A 1628-nucleotide genomic window follows, 5' to 3' on the forward strand; every position below is an offset into this window, starting at 1 on the left:
CTAGGAGCCTGTCGGACTTCCCGCATTATCAAATCACTAAAACCCGACGCCGGACTCTTGCACATCGGTATACTGACGCGTGTTCCTCAACAAGCTGGAGAGTCTGTATGAGCCGGTTCAAACCCATCAAACGTGAGATGAACTACCTGTTTCCGCCGTCGATGCACGATTGGCTGCCGGAACAGCATCTGGCCCGCTTCATCGTTGAAATCGTCGAGCCACTGGACGTGAAGCCCATGGAGCGCGCCTCCGGCACCCGCGGAAGCGCCCCGTTCCATCCGGCATTACTCCCGTCTATCCTGGTGTACGGCTACGCCACCGGCGTGTTCTCGAGCCGCAACCTGGAGCACGCCACCTACGATTCCGTGGCGTTTCGCTTTGTGGCCGCAGACGAACACCCCGACCACGACACGCTGAACACCTTTCGCAAACGGTTTTTGAAAGAGATCGAAGGGCTCATGGTGCAAGGGCTGATGATCGCCCGCACGATGGGGGTGCTCAAGCTCGGGAACATTGCACTGGATGGCAGCAAGCTCAACGCCAACGCATCCAAGCACCGTGCGTTGAGTTACGGGCACATCAAGCAGCTGGACGTGCAACTGCAGGGTGAAGTCACGACGCTCATGGAATTGGCCGAGGCGGCGGACAACGAAACGATACCGGATGGCATGAACCTGCCCGAAGAAATCACCCGGCGTGGAGACCGGCTCAAGGCCATCGCCGCAGCTACAATCAAGATCGAACAACATGCCAAAGAACGGTTCGAGCAGGAGCCGGCCGACTACCAGGCCAAGCTGGATACGCGTGCGGCCAAATCGAGGGACCGCGGCAAGCCTGCTCGCGGCACACGGCCTGTGCCACCGGTAGAAGGTGCGCGGGACAAAGACCAGATCAATCTCACCGACGAAGAATCCCGCATCATGAAAGTATCCGGTGGCGGATTTGATCAATGCTACAACGGTCAGCTTGCGGTAGACATGGACCATATGCTGATCGTGACGACCGACACCGTGCAGGCGTGCAATGACACACAACAGGTGGCACCCATCCTCAAGCAGCTCAAGGCCTTGCCGGGCGAACTGGGGCAACCGGTCCACCTGGTCGCGGACACGGGGGACTTTTCCGAAGCCAACGTCAAGGCCTGTGGTGAGCAGGCGATGACCCCGCTGATTGCGATGAAGCGGGAGGCACATCACCTTGATCCGCTGGCGCGATGGGCCGACCCACCGCCGCTCAAGGAAGACGCCACGGAGGTGGAGCGGATGCGGCAGGGGCTCCTGACGAGGGCGGGGCGGGCACTCTATGCGAAACGCAAATGCACCGTGGAGCCGGTGATTGGCATCATCAAGGCGATAGGGGGCTTCCGCCAATTCTCACTACGCGGATTGGAACACGTCAAAGGCGAGTGGAATCTGGTGGCGATGGCGTGGAACGTGAAGCGAATGTTTGTGCTGGCTGGGTCGTGTCGAGCCGCAACGGCATGATGTGCGACGGCAACGGTGCTGCTTGAGCGTGTGAAAAGCTATTTGATGGAAATCTAAAAATCTGTGTGAGGAAAACCCGATCAAATTTTCCCCACAATGCAGGGTTGCAGGCAAAATTGATGAGAAGACCGACAGGCTGCTAGG

General features: G+C 58.8%; 1 protein-coding gene. It reads left to right on the plus strand.

All coding sequences use genetic code 11. The annotated features are described in order from the left end of the window. Window positions 1-107: 107 nt before the first annotated feature. Window positions 108-1484, plus strand: coding sequence for an IS1182 family transposase (locus Q8M85_RS20680; protein ID WP_305548205.1), 1377 nt, complete (start codon window positions 108-110; stop codon window positions 1482-1484). Window positions 1485-1628 lie beyond the last annotated feature (144 nt).

It is taken from the genome of Tabrizicola sp., assembly GCF_030694085.1.
Classification (GTDB): domain Bacteria; phylum Pseudomonadota; class Alphaproteobacteria; order Rhodobacterales; family Rhodobacteraceae; genus Tabrizicola.

Excerpts from the sequence above, each read along its gene's own strand:
- Q8M85_RS20680 (WP_305548205.1), top strand. The coding sequence starts at position 108 with ATGAGCCGGTTCAAACCCATCAAACGTGAGATGAACTACCTGTTTCCG.